The 17,208-nt window shown below is 69.9% G+C and carries 21 protein-coding genes and 1 tRNA gene; 9 read left to right on the top strand and 13 right to left on the bottom strand.

All coding sequences use genetic code 11. The features are described from left to right. Positions 1–68: 68 nt before the first annotated feature. The 8 genes from RDU12_RS00195 to RDU12_RS00160 form a co-directional block, all read right to left on the bottom strand. Positions 69–473, bottom strand: coding sequence for an MAPEG family protein (locus RDU12_RS00195; protein WP_300289961.1), 405 nt, complete (start codon positions 471–473; stop codon positions 69–71). A 2-nt stretch (positions 474–475) separates the two neighbouring features. Further along, the gene (locus RDU12_RS00190; protein ID WP_300289960.1) at positions 476–2,308 is read right to left on the bottom strand and encodes a M14 family metallopeptidase; all 1,833 of its coding nucleotides are present in this window, start codon (positions 2,306–2,308) and stop codon (positions 476–478) included. A 68-nt stretch (positions 2,309–2,376) separates the two neighbouring features. Beyond that, the gene (locus RDU12_RS00185) at positions 2,377–2,712 is read right to left on the bottom strand and encodes a hypothetical protein (protein WP_300289959.1); all 336 of its coding nucleotides are present in this window, start codon (positions 2,710–2,712) and stop codon (positions 2,377–2,379) included. A 105-nt stretch (positions 2,713–2,817) separates the two neighbouring features. Continuing rightward, positions 2,818–4,356 (bottom strand): UbiD family decarboxylase, encoded by a 1,539-nt coding sequence (locus RDU12_RS00180; RefSeq protein ID WP_300289957.1) that lies wholly within the window; start codon positions 4,354–4,356, stop codon positions 2,818–2,820. A 51-nt stretch (positions 4,357–4,407) separates the two neighbouring features. Beyond that, positions 4,408–4,656 (bottom strand): helix-turn-helix domain-containing protein, encoded by a 249-nt coding sequence (locus tag RDU12_RS00175; protein WP_300289956.1) that lies wholly within the window; start codon positions 4,654–4,656, stop codon positions 4,408–4,410. A 36-nt stretch (positions 4,657–4,692) separates the two neighbouring features. Next, positions 4,693–5,544: an aldo/keto reductase gene (locus RDU12_RS00170; RefSeq protein ID WP_300289955.1), complete on the bottom strand. Its 852-nt coding sequence runs from the start codon at positions 5,542–5,544 to the stop codon at positions 4,693–4,695. A 49-nt stretch (positions 5,545–5,593) separates the two neighbouring features. Further along, positions 5,594–6,106 carry a hypothetical protein gene (locus RDU12_RS00165; RefSeq protein WP_300289954.1) on the bottom strand — a complete coding sequence of 171 codons (513 nt, stop codon included), beginning with the start codon at positions 6,104–6,106 and terminating at the stop codon, positions 5,594–5,596. A 47-nt stretch (positions 6,107–6,153) separates the two neighbouring features. After that, positions 6,154–7,026 (bottom strand): serine aminopeptidase domain-containing protein, encoded by an 873-nt coding sequence (locus RDU12_RS00160; RefSeq protein WP_300289953.1) that lies wholly within the window; start codon positions 7,024–7,026, stop codon positions 6,154–6,156. 122 nt (positions 7,027–7,148) lie between these two features. Here RDU12_RS00160 and RDU12_RS00155 point away from each other — a divergent pair, with 122 nt between their 5' ends. The 8 genes from RDU12_RS00155 to RDU12_RS00120 all read left to right on the top strand — a co-directional run bounded on the left by RDU12_RS00155 (position 7,149) and on the right by RDU12_RS00120 (position 13,075). Further along, positions 7,149–7,385, top strand: a complete 237-nt coding sequence (locus RDU12_RS00155) for a DUF3297 family protein (RefSeq protein WP_300289952.1) — start codon at positions 7,149–7,151, stop codon at positions 7,383–7,385. 101 nt (positions 7,386–7,486) lie between these two features. Continuing rightward, positions 7,487–8,911: a M20/M25/M40 family metallo-hydrolase gene (locus tag RDU12_RS00150; protein ID WP_308683938.1), complete on the top strand. Its 1,425-nt coding sequence runs from the start codon at positions 7,487–7,489 to the stop codon at positions 8,909–8,911. 14 nt (positions 8,912–8,925) lie between these two features. Beyond that, positions 8,926–9,010, top strand: a tRNA-Leu gene (locus RDU12_RS00145). A 95-nt stretch (positions 9,011–9,105) separates the two neighbouring features. Next, on the top strand, positions 9,106–9,576 hold the full coding sequence (locus RDU12_RS00140) for a host attachment protein (RefSeq protein WP_300291184.1): 471 nt from the start codon (positions 9,106–9,108) through the stop codon (positions 9,574–9,576). Beyond that, positions 9,573–10,169 carry a hypothetical protein gene (locus RDU12_RS00135; RefSeq protein WP_300291183.1) on the top strand — a complete coding sequence of 199 codons (597 nt, stop codon included), beginning with the start codon at positions 9,573–9,575 and terminating at the stop codon, positions 10,167–10,169. Before RDU12_RS00140 ends, RDU12_RS00135 begins: the two co-directional genes overlap by 4 nt. A gap of 108 nt (positions 10,170–10,277) precedes the next feature. Continuing rightward, on the top strand, positions 10,278–11,717 hold the full coding sequence (gene pyk, locus RDU12_RS00130) for a pyruvate kinase (protein ID WP_300291181.1): 1,440 nt from the start codon (positions 10,278–10,280) through the stop codon (positions 11,715–11,717). Positions 11,718–11,733: 16 nt separating this feature from the next. Beyond that, positions 11,734–12,774 (top strand): DNA adenine methylase, encoded by a 1,041-nt coding sequence (locus tag RDU12_RS00125; RefSeq protein ID WP_300291179.1) that lies wholly within the window; start codon positions 11,734–11,736, stop codon positions 12,772–12,774. Positions 12,775–12,811: 37 nt separating this feature from the next. After that, positions 12,812–13,075, top strand: coding sequence for a hypothetical protein (locus RDU12_RS00120; RefSeq protein WP_308683937.1), 264 nt, complete (start codon positions 12,812–12,814; stop codon positions 13,073–13,075). Here the strand turns inward: RDU12_RS00120 and RDU12_RS00115 are convergent. The 5 genes from RDU12_RS00115 to RDU12_RS00095 all read right to left on the bottom strand — a co-directional run bounded on the left by RDU12_RS00115 (position 13,072) and on the right by RDU12_RS00095 (position 16,341). Further along, positions 13,072–13,743 carry a ribonuclease HII gene (locus tag RDU12_RS00115; protein WP_374990170.1) on the bottom strand — a complete coding sequence of 224 codons (672 nt, stop codon included), beginning with the start codon at positions 13,741–13,743 and terminating at the stop codon, positions 13,072–13,074. The two genes, RDU12_RS00120 and RDU12_RS00115, sit on opposite strands and share 4 nt — an antisense overlap. Further along, entirely contained in the window at positions 13,740–14,327 is a 588-nt protein-coding gene (locus RDU12_RS00110) for a DNA-3-methyladenine glycosylase I (protein ID WP_300291176.1), read from the bottom strand. The genes RDU12_RS00115 and RDU12_RS00110 overlap by 4 nt, the downstream gene beginning before the upstream one ends. 82 nt (positions 14,328–14,409) lie before the next feature. Next, on the bottom strand, positions 14,410–14,763 hold the full coding sequence (locus RDU12_RS00105; RefSeq protein WP_300293646.1) for a hypothetical protein: 354 nt from the start codon (positions 14,761–14,763) through the stop codon (positions 14,410–14,412). A gap of 101 nt (positions 14,764–14,864) precedes the next feature. After that, positions 14,865–15,599 (bottom strand): SDR family NAD(P)-dependent oxidoreductase, encoded by a 735-nt coding sequence (locus tag RDU12_RS00100; RefSeq protein WP_308683936.1) that lies wholly within the window; start codon positions 15,597–15,599, stop codon positions 14,865–14,867. Positions 15,600–15,678: 79 nt separating this feature from the next. After that, positions 15,679–16,341 carry a cyclase family protein gene (locus tag RDU12_RS00095; RefSeq protein ID WP_300292942.1) on the bottom strand — a complete coding sequence of 221 codons (663 nt, stop codon included), beginning with the start codon at positions 16,339–16,341 and terminating at the stop codon, positions 15,679–15,681. Between the two features lie 92 nt (positions 16,342–16,433). On the opposite strand from RDU12_RS00095, the gene RDU12_RS00090 reads away from it, so the two are divergent. Beyond that, on the top strand, positions 16,434–17,208 hold a 775-nt coding region (locus RDU12_RS00090), incomplete at its 3' end, for a patatin-like phospholipase family protein (protein ID WP_308683935.1).

Raw genomic sequence — 17,208 nt, 5'->3', positions numbered from 1 at the left:
AGGCGGAGGACGGCAGGCTGTCGGACATGCCCCGATATGGCCGGGCGGCCTTCGCGGCGCAACCGGCCTCAGCCGAGGAAGGGAGCGACCACCAGCAGACCCGCCGCGGCGATCAGCGCCAAGAGGGTCAGGATCATGCCGATCATGCGGCCGGGACCCGGGCCCCGGCCGTGACTGAGGCCGACGCCGTGGATCAGCCGGCCGGCGAAGAGAACCGCCCCGACAGCATGGACGACCCAGGTCTGATAGCCGAGCATCGCCAGCAGGATCAGGGCCCCGACGCCGACCGGGATGTATTCGGCGGCGTTGCCGAAGGCGCGGCTGGCGACGGTCATCTGCTGGACGCCGCCGTCTCCGAAGAGGACGCGGTGCCGACGCCGGTTGGCGATGACCCGGAAGGCGAGGCCGACCATCACCAGAATGAGAAGACCGCTCCAGAGGCTGGCGGCGTGAAGGGCGGTCATCTCGGGCATGGTCAGTTCTCGCGGGCCACCGGATAGAGGCGGTAGCGATCATCGTAGAACGGGGTTCGCTCGTAGAACCACTGCAGACGCGCATTGCCGCTGGTCGCGAATTCCGGCTCGGCGGCCAGTTTCGCCTCGAACTCGGCCTTCAGGGCGGGATCGGCGGCCAGCATGCGTTCGGCCAGGGGGGCGATGGCGTAGCCCTCGATATATTCGACGCGGCTGAGCACCTCGGGGAACAGGCCCCAGGCGAAGAAGCTCTCGGACGACTGCGGCTCGAGCAGCAGGACGACGACGTCGCCCAGCGGCTGATCGGTCGGCACCCGCACCGAGCCCGCGGGGAAGGTCCAGTCGCGCCGCTCGGGCGTGACCGAGGTCACCGTCACCGGCACATGGCCCTCGTTCGGGCGGGTCGCCAGCTTCGGATCGTCGAGGCGCAGCATGTCGACGGCGACGCTGCGCGGCGCGTCCAGCGTCTCCATGGCGACGCCGTGGATGCGCAGCCGCTCGATGATGTCGGTCCGGTACGACGGCACCCAGTAGGCCTCGGGGCGGCGCAGGGTCAGGGTCGGATGCGAGGAATAGAACGGCATCTGCCAGAGCTCGGGGTCGGGTTCGCCGAGCCAGCGGATCTCCTGACGGCCGGAGGCGGGGCTGTCGTACATCTCGTAGCGGATGCCCTTGAAGGCGCGGGTCGTCGAAGGTTCGGCGTCCTGGACGAAATTGGCCGGGATCTCGGCCGGTCGCAGGGCGCTGTCGGCGACCACGGCGGCGCGCAGGTCGGGCCCCTCGGCCGCCAGGGTGCGCATGGCCTGTTCGAGGAAGACATAGGTTCCGAGCACGCGCTGCTCGTGCGGCTTGAGGCTGTGGTTCTCGATCAGGATGGTCGGGACGTGGGCGGCCGAGCCCCAGCCGTTGGAGAAACGCTCGCCGAGGCCGCCGTCCGACAGCCCGGCCTTGGGATCGTCGCTCATGCCGAAGACCAGTTCGCCGGGGATGTGGCCCTGGGCCTCGAGCGCCGCGTTCATCGCCGGCTTGAAGGCCGAGTCGAGCCACCGCGCCGTCGCGGGGGAGCGCGAATAGACGCCGTCCTCGCCGTTGTAGCCGTAGGTGACGTCGTACTGGTAATCCATGCCGTCGGTGACGTGGACGTCGACGTACAGGTCCGGCCGGTACTTCAGGATCAGACCGCGCACCGCCCGCATCTCGGGCTGGTCCAGCTTCAGATAATCGCGGTTGAGGTTCTGGTTGGTCGCCGTGTTGCGCCAGCCCTGGAGTCGGGGGCCGCGCTGGTTGGGCCGGGCGTAGGCGCTGGTCCGCTCGTGGCCGTCGACCGAGAGAATGGGGATCAGGATCAGGTTGACCCGGTCCAGCAGGTCGTCCTTGCCGTTGAACGCGATGTCGCGGAGCAGCATCATGCCCGCGTCCTTGCCGTCGATCTCGCCGGGGTGGATGCCGGCCTGGGCCAGCAGCACGGGCTTGGCCGGATCGAAGGCGGCGCCGTCCTTCGAGGCGATCACGGCGTAGATCGGCCGGCCCTCGGGCGAGACGCCGAACTGCTCGATGCGGATCAGGTCCGAGGCGGCGTCCAGACGGTCGAACCAGGCGCGGGTGTCGGCGTAGGTCGGGCTGAAGTCATGGTCCGGATCCGCCTCGAACGGCGTGACCCAGGGATCCGAGGCCTCGCGCAACAGGGCGCGACTGGCGCCATCCCAAGCGGGCGCGGGCGGCAGGAAGGGCTGATCCCACGGCGCGGCGTTGGGAACGGACGAGGACGCGGACTGGGACATGACGGGACTCGACACGAGGGCCGCAAGGGCGGCGAGGATCAGGGTGGAGCGCATGGCCCCCCTCATCCGCCGTCCTTCCCTCCAAGGCAAGTGCGGCAAGCGCCGGTCCGCTCGCCGGCGCCCTAGCGGTTCCGCTTGGCCTCGAGCCGGTCGATGGTGCGCTGGGCGTCGGCGCGACGGCGGGTCAGGGCGTTGATCTCGGCCTGCTGGGCCTCGGTCAGGCCGCCCGCGGCCTCGCCCGCCGCCTGGATGTCGGCCAGCTGGCTGTCGATCTCGAAGACCTGGTCCTCGGCTTCGTAGAGGCGGTTCTCTTCGGCCTCGCTGAGAGCCGGACGGGGCGGTGCGGCCCGGCGAGGCGCGCCGCGGCCGGTCAGGACCTGGGCGTCGGCCATGACCGGAAGCGAGATGACCGGCATGGCCGTGGCCAGCGCGAGGGCGACAACAAGCGAGCGTTTCATGGAGCAACTCCGGGAAGGACAGCCCATATTGTGTATTACAGTTCCGTCATCTGAAAAGCCCTATTCGGACACATTCCGATGGCGGTCGCGTGATCGCGCGCGGGATCAGGCCGGAGACTTCCAGATCGGCGTCCCGTCGCCCGGCAGGCCCAGACGCTCCCACATCTCCGACACCCGCTCCACGACGGTCTCGTCCATGCGGATTTCCTCGCCCCATTCGCGTTTGGTCTCGGGCGGCCATTTGTCGGTGGCGTCGAGGCCGATCTTGGAGCCGAGACCGCTCTCGGGGCTGGCGAAGTCGAGGTAGTCGATCGGGGTGTTCTCGATGACGGTGATGTCGCGCGCCGGGTCCATCTTGGTGGCGATGGCCCACATGACCTGTTTCCAGTCGCGGGCGTCGATGTCGTCATCCACGACGATCACCCATTTGGTGTACATGAACTGGCGCAGATAGCTCCACACGCCCAGCATCACCCGCTTGGCGTGGCCGGGGTAGGCCTTCTTCATCGACACCACGGCGATGCGGTAGCTGCAGCCCTCGGGCGGCAGCCAGAAGTCGGTGATCTCGGGGAACTGCTGGCGCAGCAGGGGGATGAAGACCTCGTTCAGCGCCTCGCCCAGCACCGAGGGCTCGTCCGGCGGGCGGCCGGTGAAGGTCGTCAGATAGATGGGGTCCTTCCGCATTGTGATGGCGGTCACCTGGAAGACGGGGAAGGTCTCGACCGAGTTGTAGTAGCCGGTGTGGTCGCCGTACGGGCCTTCGGGCGCGTGCTCATCGAACAGGACGTGGCCTTCCAGCACGATCTCGGCGTGGGCGGGGACCATCAGCGGCACGGTCTTGCAGGGAACCAGCTCGGCCTTCTGGCCGCGCAGCAGACCGGCGAACTGGTATTCCGACAGGGTGTCGGGCACGGGCGTGACCGCGGCGAGGATGGCGCCAGGATCGGCTCCAATGACGACGGCGCAGGGCAGGGGGCCCTTCTTTCCGGCCTTCCTGTGACGGGCGTAGTGCTGGGCTCCGCCGCGGTGGGCCAACCAGCGCATGATCGCGCGGTCCTTGCCCAGCACCTGCATGCGGTAGATGCCGAGGTTGAAGTCGTCCTCGCGGTCGTCGGACGGGCCCTTGGTGACGACCAGGCCCCAGGTGATCAGCGGCGCGGGTTCGCCGGGCCAGCAGCCCTGGACCGGCAGTGAGGTCAGGTCGATCTGGTCGCCCTTGAGCACCACCTGCTGCACCGGGGCCGACTTCACCACCTTGGGCCGCATCGACATGACCGTCTGGACCAGAGGCAGCATCTCCATGGCGTCGCCGAGGCCGCGCGGCGGGGTCGGATTGCGCAGGAAGGCCAGCAGCTCGCCGACCTCGCGCAGTTCGGCGGCGGTGGTGCGGGTCTTCTTGTCCATGGTCACGCCCATGGCCACGCGCTTCACCGTGCCGAACAGATTGGCGAGGCAGGGGATGGGGCTGATCGAGCCGTCGGGCATGACCGGCTTTTCGAACAGCACCGCCGGGCCGCCGTTGCGCAGCAGCCGGGTCTGGATCTCGGTCATCTCGAGGTGGGTGGAGACGGGCTCGGACACGCGAACCAGTTCGCCCTCGCGTTCGAGGCGCTCGATGAAGTCGCGAAGCGATTTGTAGGCCATGCGGCGAGGCTTAGGCGGAGCCGCGGCGGCTGTCACGCCCGCCGGGCGCGCTCAATAGGCGCGGTGGTCGGAGACCAGCGCCCACAGGGGCAGGTGCAGGGCGTTGGTGGCGGCGCCGAGCTGCGCGGTGGTCAGATGGCCCCGTCCGCTTTCAGCCCGGCGGGTCTCCTCCGGCGTCATGCTCATAAGTGGGGCGAGCTCATCGACGCTCAGGCCGCGCTGTTCGCGCCACCGTTTCAGTCTTGCGCCGACCGCCGCGTCCGACGGATCGACGCCGGGGAATCCCAGCACCGAACCCATTGGCGTCCTCCCGGGCCCGGTCTCAGACGCCGCGCCTCAGGCCCATTCTTCATCCCATTTGAACGCGGGATCAATCCAGTCGCCGAGCCGGCCGTCGGGGCGGGCGAGGGCGTGGATGCGATCCATCTGCTCCGGCGTCAGCTGGAAGTCGAAGATGTCGAAATTCTCGGCGGCCCGGCTTTCCTTGCCGGTGCGCGGGATGGCGATGACGTTCTGCTGGATCAGCCAGCGGAGGGTCACCTGGCCGGGCGTCTTGCCGTGGGCGCGGCCGATCTCGTTCAGGGTCGGGTCGTCGGCGACCTTGCCCTGGGCCAGCGGCGACCAGGCGGTGATGGAGGAACCGAGATCCCGGGCCGTCTCCAGCAGGGTCGTGAGCTTGAGGTAGGGGTGATACTCGACCTGGTTGGTGACCAGCGGCGCCTTCGACAGCGCCTGGGCCTCGCGGAACTCGGCCGACGGGAAGTTGGACAGGCCGATGGTCCGGGTCAGGCCGCGGTCCCTGGCCTCGTTCAGGGCGCCGAGGGTCTCGTCGAACGACGGGGTCTTCTTCGGCCAGTGCAGCAGCAGCAGGTCGGGCGAGAAGCCGAGGCTGGCGGCGGACTCTTCCGCCTGTTTCAGCAGGGCGTCGCGGTGGAAATGGTCGACCCAGATCTTGGTGGTCAGCCAGAGGTCGTCGCGGGCGACATGGCCGGCCTCGATGGCGTCGCGGATGCCGTCCCCCACGGCCGCCTCGTTGCGATAGATCCAGGCGGTGTCGATGTGGCGGTAGCCGAGGCGCAGGGCCTCGGCGACCATGCGCCGGGCGTCGTCAGGCTCCAGCATCCAGGTGCCGAAGCCCAGCAGCGGAATGGCGTGGCCGTCGACGGTGATGGCGGGCTGGTCGGTCATGGCGGGCTCCGGAAGGGGGCCCGCTTACCTAGGCGCCATGGCCCGTCGATCAACGCCGGCGGTAGGTGAAATCATAGCCGGGCGTCCAGCTGGCGCCGCCGTCGGTCGTGGACTCGCCGCGCTGGCGAACCGATCCGTCGGCCTGGGGCGAGACCGTCATGCGCTGCACGCCGCCGCCGCGGCCGGGCGCCTCCAGCACCATGGCGTCGCCGCGCAGGCCGCCCTCGAACACCGTCACCGAGCCGCCGCTGTCCATGTAGAACTGCCGCCAGACGCCGCCGCGCCGGGCGTCGAAGGCGCTGAAGCTGACGCCGTGATAGGTCGTGGCGACGCCGCCGGGACCGACGGTCTGGCGATAGTCCTCCTCGATGGCGCAGCCGCCCGCGGTCGACGAGATGACGCTGCGGGCGACGACGGTCTCCGTGCCGGTGGCGCTGACGTCCCAGTCCCCGATCCAGAAGTTGAAGGCGCTATGGTCGGCGTCGGCGCAGTCGATCGCCGGAGGGGGCGCGGGGGCGGGCGCGGTCTGCAGCGCGGCCGCGAACAGAATGGCTTGGATCATGAGGTCCTCCCGGGCGGAGGAGGGACCCGGGTCGCGCGGTCGTCAACTTAACGTTCGGCAATACCCTTGGTCAGCCAGTCGAACATCTCGTCCCACAGCGGCTCCATGCCCCGGCGGAAGGCGCCCTCGTGGCCGATGCGGGCCACGCCGTAGTCGGCGGGCGCGCGCACCAGCATCTCGCGCGGCGCGTTGGGATAGATCTCCAGCAATTTCGGCGAGGTGACCGGGGTGGCGATCGGGTCGTCGGTGAAGATCCACGAGCGGATCGGGGCCGTCACCGCCTCGAAATGATGCGGTCGCAGCCGATCCTTCAGCTCGTCGTGGAAATAGGCCGGCTTCAGGCACCAGCGTCGCCAGGTCTCCCAGACGCCGCGCGGCAGGTCCGTCCCCGCCCACAGGCCGCCGCCGCGGATGTAGCCGCGGCGGGCCAGGCTCCACGGGCCGTAGGCGAACCAGAAGAACAGCTCGAGCGGATTGTAGGACCGGTGGTGCCGACCCCAGTAGCCGCTGCCGACGGAGACGAAGGCGTGGCGGGCGATGCGGTGCTGATTGGGCATGAGGCCGAGGAAATGGCCGCCGACGCTGTGGCCGACGTGAACCACGGGGAGGCCGGGCGCGGCCTCGGTCAGGGCGTCCAGCGCGGCCGGCATGTCGAGCCGGCCCCAGTCGGGATAGTCCATGTCCATGGCGGCGAGATCGTCGGGCCTCGACCCGGCGATGCCCCGGAAATCATAGGTCAGCACCGCCGCGCCCTTGCTCGCCATATGCCGGGCGAACCGGTCGTAGAACCCCTTCGGAAAGCCGGTGCCGGAACTGACCAGCATGGCGACCGTCGGCTGCGGCGGCGAGATCAGACGCATCGACAGCGGATAGCCGTCAGGGGCGGGGATGGTGAGATCGCGGATGACGGGGTCGCTCATCGACAGGTCCGTAGTTATTCGCAACCTACCTAGCGGATTGACGCGGCGTCAGGTCAAGCTCTCTTGGAGCCGCCGCCGTCCTCGGCTAAAGCCCGCCCCTGTCCTTTTCCGAGCGCCCGATCATGACCGACCTTCCCGACCGCCTCTGTGTCGATCCCGACAGCCCGTTCCACGACGCCGACCTGCTGGCGCAGGGGATCGGCGTCCGTTTCAAGGGCGAGGACAAGACCAATGTCGAGGAATACTGCGTTTCCGAGGGCTGGGTCCGCCTCGCCGTCGGCAACCGCGTCGATCGCCGCGGCAAGGCCCTGACGGTCAAGCTGCAGGGTCCGGTGGAGCCCTACGTCAAGGGCGAATAGGCCAGCTTGTCGGACGGCTGACAGAACTCGGGAGAGCACCGCTTCTCCCTCCGGCCGTCGCGGTCTAGGTTCCGGCTCCCTGCTGAGTCCCGGAGCCACCGATGTCCCTGTCCGCCCGTCTTCTCGCCGCCAGCGCGCTGGCGCTCGGTCTCGCCGCCGCCCCCGCCGTCGCCCAGGACGCCCGCACCGTCCGCGAGGCCGAGCAACTGCGCGACCGCGCGCTGCGGGACAATGTCGCGTACGAACTGGTCTCGGAGCTGACCACCCGGTTCGGGCCGCGGCTGGCGGGTTCGGACTCCGAACAGGCCTCGGCCCGGTGGGGCGCGGACCAGTTCCGCGCCATGGGCTTCGACAACGTCGCGATCGAGGAATTCCCGCTGGCCCTGTGGACCCGCGGCGAGGCCAGCGTCGAGATCCTGTCGCCCTTCCCGCAGTCGCTGACGGTGGTGTCGCTGGGCGGCTCGATCGCCACTCCGGCGGAGGGGATCGAGGGCGAGGCGGCCATTTTTGAAACTTACCAGCAGCTGCTCGACCAGCCCGAAGGCTCGCTGACCGGCAAGATCGCCGTGGTGCTGCAGGACACGGTCCAGGCCCAGGACGGCCGCGGCTACGGCGCGACCTCGCCGGTGCGCGGCAACGGCCCCACCGAGGCGGCGAAGCGCGGGGCGGTCGGCTATGTGCTGCGCTCGCTGGGCACCCATGACCACCGCTTCGCCCACACCGGCGCGACCCGGGTGGGCGAAGGCACGGTCCCGGCCTTCGCCATGAGCCCGCCCGACGCCGACCAGCTGCGCCGCATGATCCGCCTGAGCGACCAGCCGGTGCGGATGCGGCTGTTCTCGACCGCCGGCTTCACCGCCGACAGCAAGAGTCAGAACGTCATCGGCGAAGTGCGCGGCTCGGGCGCGCCCGACGAGGTCATCGTCATCGGCGGGCATCTGGACAGCTGGGACCTCGGCACCGGGGCCATCGACGACGGCGCCGGGGTGGCGATCACCGCCGCCGCCCTGAAGCTGATCGAGGACATGCCGCGCAAGCCCCGCCGCACTATCCGCGTGGTCTGGTGGGGCTCGGAAGAGGTCAGCCAGCCGCCGCCCGCCCAGGGTCTGGCCGGGGCGCGCTTCTACGCCGCCAGCCGGACGGCCGAGATGGCGAACCATGTGGCGGTCAGCGAAAGCGACTTCGGGGCCGGGCCGATCTACAGCCTGACCCTGCCGGCCGGCGCCGCCGACACCGACTTCCGCCGCGCGGCGCAGGCCGTGCTGACGCCGCTGGGCGTGCTGTTCGACGGCTCGGCCGCGACCGGCGGCGGCCCCGACACCGGCCCGACCGTGGCCGCGGGCGTTCCGGCCTTCCGGCTGAACCAGGACGGCACCGACTATTTCGACACCCACCACACCGCCGACGACGTGCTGGACCGGATCGATCCGGAGGCCATGGACCAGAACGTCGCCGCCTGGGCCGCCTTCCTGTGGCTGCTGGCCAACTCGGACGTGGACTTCCGGGCGTTAAGACCGGCGCAGTAGGGTCCGTCCCGGCCGCGAGCGTGGCGAAACTGGTAGACGCAAGGGACTTAAAATCCCTCGACTTCGGTCATGCGGGTTCGACCCCCGCCGCTCGCACCATCGCCGCTTGAGCCAGATCAAGGGCGGCCGGGCGGCGCGCGATAGGTTGGGACGACAGGGGCGGCCGGAATCGCCCCTTTTCCACCGAGGTCGTCATGCCGAGAAAACATAGAGCCCTGTTCGTGCTGGCCGACGGCGGCCGGGCCCGTTTCGTCGAGCGCGATCCCGAGACCCGCGCCTTCCGCACCGTGCGGGAGATCGACGGCGCCGGATCGCTGGCCGAGGTGCGCGAGGAGCGACGTCGCAACCCGGCCGTGCGGTCGGTGCAGTCGGCCACCGGGGCCAGCCACACCACAGGCGTCGAGGATCCCTACCGCCAGGCCAAGGCCGAGTTCGCCACCGGGGTGGCCGAGGCCGCCGTGCAGGCGCTCAGGAGCCGGGGCGACCATGCCCTGATCCTGGTCGCGCCGGCCCGCATCCTGGGGGTGCTGAAGGACGCCATCGGCGCCACGGCGCCGATCGCCGATACGCTGGACCGGGACCTGACCAAGGCCCCCGACATCGAACTGGAGCGCTGGCTGGCGCCGCTGGAGCGCGCCCTGAACCCCGTGGTTCCGCGCCCTTGACCGCCCGCCTCGAGGCGCTGGCGCATGAGATCGTACGCCTCCAGGGAGAACTCGATCGGGAAATTGAGAAGCGACGCACGACGCTGGGCTGGCGGCTGAGAGCCGGACTGGTGGAGTTCGAGGAGGGCGTGGTGACCGAGCACCGGCGCCTGCGGCAGGGCGTGGGGCGCTTCCTTGGCCGATCCTCCTTCGCCCATGTGGCGACCGCGCCGGTGATCTATTCCCTGATCATCCCGCTGGTCCTGATCGACGTCTGGGTCAGCCTGTATCAGGCGATCTGCTTCCGGGCCTGGCGCATCCCGCGGGCGCCGAGGTCGCAATATGTGGTCCTGGACCGCGGCCGCCTGGCCTATCTGAACGGCATCGAGATCGTGAACTGCGTCTTCTGCGAATACGCCAATGGCGTGGTCGCCTATGTCCGCGAGGTCGCCAGCCGGACCGAACAGTACTGGTGCCCGATCAAGCATGCGCTGCGGGTCAGCGACCCGCACGAGCGCTACGCCCGCTTCCTCGAATATGGCGACGCCGAGGGCTACCGCGCGCGGCTGGAGGCGTTCCGGGAGGCCCTGCGGGCGCCGGTTCCGGAGGCCTGATCGGCCCGCGGCGGCATAACTTCATGTTTCGCGGCGTGGAGCGGCCTTACCCCTGCGGCGTTTCGTGGCACAAGGGGAGAACGCTCTCCCAAAGGCCACGGATATCGTATGAAAAGAGCCCGGCGCGCCCGCATCGTCGCAACCCTCGGACCCGCCAGCCGCGCGCCCGGCGAGGTCAAGGCCCTGGCCCAGGCCGGGGTGGACGTCTTCCGCCTGAATTTCAGCCACGGCTCGCACGAGGATCACGCGGCGGCGCTGAAGGCGGTGCGCGGGGCCGAACTGGCGCTGAAACGCCCGCTGGGCGTGCTGGCCGACCTGCAGGGGCCGAAGCTGCGGCTGGGCCGGTTCGCCAATGTCGAGATCGACGTCAAGCCGGGCCACAGGATGCGCTTCGATCTCGACCCGACGCCGGGGGACGAGACGCGGGTGCAGATGCCGCATCCCGAGATCTTCAGGGCCCTGCGCACCGGCATGCTGCTGCTGCTCGACGACGGCCGGGTGCGGCTGCGGGTCAATGAGCGCACCGACGAATGGGCCGACGTCACGGTCGAGAGCGGTTCGAAACTGTCGGACCGCAAGGGCGTGGCCGTGCCCGAGGCGGTGGTGCCGGTCTCGGCCCTGACGCCCAAGGACCGCGAGGACCTGGCCTTCGCCCTGCGCATCGGCGTCGACTGGGTGGCGCTCAGCTTCGTCCAGAAGGCCGAGGACATGGCCGAGCTGAAGCAGATCGTGAAGGGCCGCGCCGCCTGCCTGGCCAAGATCGAGAAGCCCCAGGCGCTGAACGAACTGGAGAGCATCCTCGACTACTGCGACGGCGTGATGGTCGCCCGCGGCGATCTCGGCGTGGAGCTGGACCCGGAAGAGGTGCCGGTGGCGCAGAAGCGGATCATCCGCGCCGCCCGCCAGCGCGGGGTGCCGGTGATCGTGGCGACCCAGATGCTGGAGTCGATGACCTCGTCCCCGGCTCCGACCCGGGCCGAGGCCTCGGACGTGGCCAACGCCGTCTATGAGGGCGCCGACGCCCTGATGCTGTCGGCCGAGACGGCCTCGGGCGACTATCCGCTGGAATCGGTCGGCATCATGAGCCGGATCATCGAGCGGGTGGAACGCGACGAGATGTGGCCCAGCCTGATGGACGCCGAACACGCCGGCATGCACGAGCACGACGTCGACGCCCTGGTGGCGGCGGCGCGCAAGGCGGCGGAGTCGCAGTCGACGGCCTGTATCGTGGTGTTCACCACCCTGGGCGGGACGGCGCGGCGGATGTCGCGCGAGCGGCCGCTGCAGACGGTGCTGGCCCTGACGCCCAAACCCGAGACGGCCCGGCGGCTGGCGCTGGTCTGGGGGCTGGAGCCGCGCCTCAGCCGCGAGCCGGCCTCGCTGGAGGAGGTCACCGACGACGCGGTCGCCAAGGCGGTCGAATACGGGCTCGCCGAGCCCGGCCAGCGCCTGCTGATCCTCGCCGGCACGCCGTTCGGCGCGCCGGGGGCTGCGAATCTGCTGCGACTGGCGCATGTTCCGATGAAGGGGCGCGGCCACAAAGGCTGACCCCGCAAGGGTCGGCATGATCAAATACATCGGCTCGAAGCGCGCGCTGCTGGCGGAGATCGTCCGGGCCATCTCCGGCGCCCTGCCGGACGGCGGGACCGTCTGCGACCTGTTCTCGGGCAGCGCGCGGGTCGGGCATGCGCTGAAGAAGCAGGGCTTCCGGGTCTGGTCGAACGACCACAACGCCTACGCCCATGTGCTGGCCACGACCTATGTGCAGGCCGACCGCGAGCGCTGGCTGGAGAAGGCGGAAGGCGTGCTGGCCGAGCTGCGGACCGTCGCGCCGGAGGCCGGCTGGTTCACCAAATCCTTCTGCGAGGACGCGCGCTATTTCACGCCCGAGAACGGCGCCCGCATCGACGCCATGCGCGACCGGATCGCCGCCATGGCGCTGGAGCCCGAACTGGAGGCCATCGCCCTTGTCAGCCTGATGGAGGCCGCCGACCGGGTGGACTCAACGGCCGGTCTGCAGATGGCCTATATGAAATCGTGGGCCAGCCGGGCGCTGAAGCCGCTGGAGCTGCGCCTGCCCGACATCCTTCCTGGCGTGGCGGCGGGTCCCTGCAGGGCCACCCGCGCCGACGCCGTCGAACTGTCGCCCTCGGTCGAGGCCGACCTCGTCTATCTGGACCCCCCGTACAACCAGCATTCCTACCTCGGCAACTACCACTGCTGGGAGAGCCTGGTGCTGTGGGACAAGCCGGAGACCTACGGGATCGCCAACAAGCGGATCGATGTCCGCACCCGCAAGAGCGCCTTCAACAGCCGCCCCGGCATCGCCCCGGCGCTGCAGGCGGTGATCGAGGGGCTGAAGGCGCCGAACCTGATCGTCTCGTTCAACGACGAGGGCTATCTGGGCCGCGACCAGCTCGTGGAGATGCTGTCCGGGCGGGGCGAGGTGCAGGTCATCGAGATCGCCCGCCCGCGCTACGTCGGGGCCCGCATCGGCATCCACAATCCCAAGGGCGACAAGGTCGGGACCGTGGGCCGGCTGAAGAACGTCGAATATCTGTTCGTGGTCAGCGACCGGCGGCTGAACCTCGCCGACGCGGCTTAGCCGGGAACGGTCCGGAATCCGGACCGTTGTGTCGGCCATGGAACAGATGACCCTCTCCCCCTCGCGGCGTCTGGAAGCGAGCCGGGCCTATGGCCGGTCGGTCGACGCCTTTGAAACCGTAGCCTGGCGAGCGCCGTCGGCGACGCGCTTCGACAACCGGGTCGCCAATGACGTGGCGCCCGAGCCCGACCGGAGCCTGTCGGACCTGGCCGACGGCGTCCCGGCGTGGCTGACCATCACGCTCGGCGGACTCGTCGCCGCCCTCGCCGGGGCCCTGCTGGGCGGCGCCCTGCACATCTAGGCGCCTTCCAGCAGCGCCCGGATCGGGGCCCAGCTTCGGCGGTGGGCCGGGCTGGGGCCCAGCGTCCTCAGGGCCTCCTGATGCACCGGGGCGTTGTAGCCCTTGTGGCCGGCGAAGCCGTAGCCGGGGTATTCCGCATCCAGCGCCACCATCAGCCGGTCCCGCGCCGTCTTGGCGAGGATCGAGGCCGCCGCGATCGACAGCGACAGGCCGTCGCCGCCGACCACTGGCTGCACCTCGCACGGCAGTTTGAAGCGGTAGTTGCCGTCGACCAGGGCCGCGACCGGCTGGACCGACATCGCCTCGATGGCGCGGCACATGGCCAGGCCGGTGGCGTGCAGGATGTTCAGCTCGGCGATCTCCTCGACCGAGGCGAAGCCGACGCCCCAGGCGACGGCGCGGGCCTTGATCTCGATCTCGAGCGTTTCGCGTCGGGCGTGGGTCAGGGCCTTGGAGTCGTCGATGCCGTCCGGCAGGTCGTCGGCGTTCAGGATCACCGCCCCGGCCGAGACCGGCCCCGCCCAGGGACCGCGCCCCGCCTCGTCGACTCCGCAGACCAGGCCGCCGCACGACTGGATCAGGACAGTCTCCAGCGTCAGCGTCGGGAAGCCGCGCGGGGCTTTCGCGGGCGCCTTTGCTCGGGCGGATGTCTTCGACGGCGTCTTCACGGACCGGTCGTCGCACGAAGCTGCGGGTGACGGAAGCATTCGACGCCGTGATCGTTGACCATGCCCACGGCCTGCATGAAGGCGTAGACGATCACGGGGCCGACGAAGGTGAAGCCGCGCTGTTTCAGGGCCTTCGACAGGGCCTCGGATTCCGGCGTCGCCACGGGCCGGGCGCCGCTGTCGGGCCAGCTGTTCTGGATCGGCGCCCCGCCGACGAACGACCAGAGCCATTCACTGAAGTCCTCGCCGCTGTCGCGCATCTCCAGCCAGATCTTCGCCCCCTTGATGGCGCTGTTGATCTTGGCCCGCGAACGGATGATGCGGCCGTCGCCGAGCAGCCGCTCGATGTCGGCCTCGCCATAGCCGGCGATCTTCTCCGGATCGAAACCGTCGAAGGCGTCGCGCATCCCCTCGCGCTTTCTCAGGATGGTGATCCACGCCAGCCCGGCCTGGAAGCCGTCCAGCACAAGCTTCTCCCACAGGGCGCGGGCGTCGTACTCGGGCACGCCCCACTCCTCGTCGTGATAGGCGACGTAGAGGGGATCGGTCCCGCACCAGGCGCAGCGGCGGAGTGAGTCGGGCATGGGGGAAGGGTAGCGGATTCGGGCGCGAAAAAAGGGCCGCGCCCACAAAGGCGCGGCCCTGATCGTCTGTCGGTCCGGCCGATCAGCCGGCGGTGTAGCGATATTCGGTGATCTCGCAGACGTTGATGCGGTTGCGCACCAGTTCGTCGCCGTCGGCGAAGCGGGCCTTGAAGTCGTACAGGCAGGCGTCCGTGCCGTCGTCGATGTTGATCCGGACCGAGGCCCCGGATTGCAGCACGTCCTCGCCGAGGATGTCTTCCTGCCAGTCGTTCTGGCCGGAGTTCGAGGCGTAGAAATGGGTCATGGTGACGCCGGTGGCGTTGATGATCAGGACCCGACGGTCCTGATCGTCGCTGGAGCGGAAACCCATCGTCCCGAAGGCCACAGCCGAAATGGCCGCCGCGAGTACGGCGCGGCGTGCGAAAGTCTTGAACATTTTACGGATCCTTGGAGGGATGCGCCCCCTGCGCAGCTTCCACCTACCACCATTAGATGAACGGCGTCGAGGAGTTGGCGATGTTCGCCGGCGCCTTCCGGTCACCACGGGATCGGCTGTCCGTCCCAGGCCAGGAAGCTGCCGCTATCCTCCGGTGAAAGGCGATCCATCACCTCGATCAAGGCCTTGGCCGACTGGTCGGGCGTGAGGCGCTTCGCCGCCGTCGCGCCGTGTCGGAAGGGCGCGCTGAGCCCGGTCTCGACCGTTCCGGGGTGCAGGGCGACGCAGATTCCCTGCGGGCGGGTGCGACGGTGCTCGATCGCCAGGGTGGCGATCAGCATGTTCAGCGCCGCCTTTGAGGCGCGGTAGCCGTACCAGCCGCCCAGGCGGTTGTCGGAGATGCTGCCGACCCTGGCCGAGAGAGCCGCGAATAGACTGACCCGGTCGCGGGGCGTCAGGGGCAGCAGGTGTTTGGCGACGAGGGCGGGCGCGACGGCGTTGACCCGGAACAGGGTCATCAGCGCCTCGGGATCCAGCATCCGCAGGGCCTTCTCGGGCGCCACGCCGTCGGCGTGCAGGAGGCCCGTCGCAACGACGATCCGGGTTGGACGACCGAGGTCTCCGATCGTCCGGGCGGCTTCGGCGACCTGGGCCTCGTCGGTGATGTCGGCGGCGACGAAGGGAAGCGTCGGACCGCCGGGCCAGTCCGCGGGCCGGTGACGGGCGACCCCGACCACCGCGTCGTATTGGCCCTGCGCGGCCAGCCCTCTGGCCAGGGCGCCGCCGACGCCGCCCGACACCCCGACCACCACGGCCAGATTGTTGTCCCGATCCATACGGCCTCCCGCGCGGCCGCCTCGGCCGCCCATGTCTGCGCAGCAATACGCGCGCGGAGGGGCGAAGGATGTCGGCGGCCTACCCCACTTCCGCGAACGCCCTCACCGGGAAGGTTCCGAAGGCCTTCACCTTCGGCGGGGCGGCGGTGAAGCGGAAGCCGGCGTCCGGCAGCAGCTCCAGCCCGCGCATGTGCTCGCAGATCGGGATGCCGGCGCCGAGCAGGCGGGTGTGGACCGGCCGCGACCGCGTGCGGGTGTCGTCGATGTTGTGCGAGTCGATGCCGACCAGGGCGGCGCCGGCCTCGACGAGAAAGGCGGCGGCGGCCTCGGTCAGGAAGGGATGGTCCTCGAAATAGGCGTCGGTGCGCCAGTGCCGGGCCCAGCCAGTGTGGACCAGCACGGCCCGGCCGCGCAGATCGCGACCCTCGAACCGGTCGCGGTCCACCGCCTGCAGGCCTTCGGCGCGAATGACCAGGCCCGGCAGGCCGGCGACCCGCTCCAGCCCGACCTCGCTCAGGTCCTCGCCGTCGGCGTAGCGGTGGAAGGGGCTGTCCAGATAGGTGCCAGTGTTGCCGACCATCTCAATCCGCCCGATCTGGAATTCCGTGCCGGGCTCGTAGTGGGCCCGCGACGCCTCGCGGCTCAGGTGGTCGCAGACCAACGGCGCCGGCAGGCCCTTGTAGGTGACCATGCCGGCTTCGATGGCGTGGCTGAGGTCGATCAGGCGGCGCGAGTCGGACATGGGGGGAGGGTAGCGCCTACACTGACGCCGTGAAGGGCGGGCGGCATCCATGCTAGAAGGCTCGTCCCACCGCCTCAACGGACGACTCGCGCATGATCCGCAAATCCGCAGCCATCGTCGCCGGCCTGATCGCGGCGCTGTGGCTGGCCGGGTGCGGCACCATCGACCGGCCCGAGGGCGGGGTTCTGCGCCTCACCACCCAGACCTGGCGGCCCACCGAGGATCCCCGTATCCGGGCCGGCGACGTCGCCCGGGTCGAGGCCCTGGCCGAACAGATCGGCGAGCGGCTGTGGGCGGCGTCCGAGGGCCGCTCCATTCTCGCCCTATCCGGCGGCGGCGCCAACGGAGCCTATGGGGCCGGCGTCCTGGTCGGCTGGACCGCCAGCGGAACCCGGCCGGAGTTCAGCGTCGTCACCGGCGTCAGCACGGGGGCGCTGGCGGCGCCCTTCGCCTTCCTCGGTCCCGAGTGGGACGACGAACTGCGCGGCGCCTATGCCGAAGGCCGCACCGGCGGGCTGCTGGGCTGGCGCAGCTTCGCCGCCCTCGCGTCGCCGGGTCTGTTCGACTCCGGGGTGCTTGAGGATCTGGTCGAGGACTATGTGACCCCGGAGCTGCTGCGCCAGATCGCCGTCGAGCACGACAAGGGCCGCCGCCTCCTGATCGTCACGACCAATCTGGACGCCGAGGAGACGGTGATCTGGGACATGGGGGTGCTGGCCAAACAGGGCGGCGTCCAGGCGGTGGCGCTGTTCCGCGACGTCCTGCTGGCCTCCGCCAGCATTCCCGGCGTGTTCCCTCCGGTCATGATCCCGGGCGTCGACGCCGAGGGGCGGCTGGTCGAGGAAATGCATGTCGACGGCGGCGTGA

The organism is Brevundimonas sp., from assembly GCF_031082345.1.
Classification (GTDB): domain Bacteria; phylum Pseudomonadota; class Alphaproteobacteria; order Caulobacterales; family Caulobacteraceae; genus Brevundimonas.
Note: the sequence above shows the minus strand (reverse complement) of the source record. Positions and strands in the feature narration are given on the sequence as shown.